General features: G+C 53.9%; 2 rRNA genes. Both read left to right on the top strand.

Annotated elements, in window-relative coordinates:
- Nucleotides 1-111: ribosomal RNA gene (locus AC1DWA_RS33140) — 16S ribosomal RNA — on the top strand; the annotation flags it as partial.
- A 338-nt stretch (nt 112-449) separates the two neighbouring features.
- A 23S ribosomal RNA gene (locus AC1DWA_RS33135) occupies nt 450-560 on the top strand; the annotation flags it as partial.

The following is a 560-nucleotide window of genomic DNA, read 5'->3' as shown; positions in this document are numbered from 1 at the left end:
GCCGGTGGCTTAACCCCTTGTGGGAGGGAGCCGTCGAAGGTGGGATCGGCGATTGGGACGAAGTCGTAACAAGGTAGCCGTACCGGAAGGTGCGGCTGGATCACCTCCTTTCTAAGGAGCATCTCTTTCGCTCGCTGCACACAGGTGTGGTTGAGGAAAGCAGAGGCCATTTCGTTCCCGTATGTGGAACGGTGGTTGCTCATGGGTGGACGCTGACAAGCATTCGTTTTCGTTACTGCCGGCCTCAGTGCTGGTGGGAGAACAAATTATATCGGCATACTGTTGGGTCCTGAGAGAACACGCGAGTGTTTCCTCGAAGGAAGTAACGACAAATGACTGCTGCAGTCATACCGCAAGGATTATTCGTGAGAATGTTTTTTGTTGGTGTCTGCGTGAGGTGGTTGTTTGTGTGTTGTTTGAGAACTGCACAGTGGACGCGAGCATCTTTGTTGTAAGTAATGAAGAGCGTACGGTGGATGCCTTGGCACCAGGAGCCGATGAAGGACGTAGGAGGCTGCGATAAGCCTCGGGGAGCAAGCCTCGGGGAGCTGTCAACCGAG

Source organism: Rhodococcus sp. P4_F3_2 (genome assembly GCF_056401335.1).
Note: the sequence above shows the minus strand (reverse complement) of the source record. Positions and strands in the feature narration are given on the sequence as shown.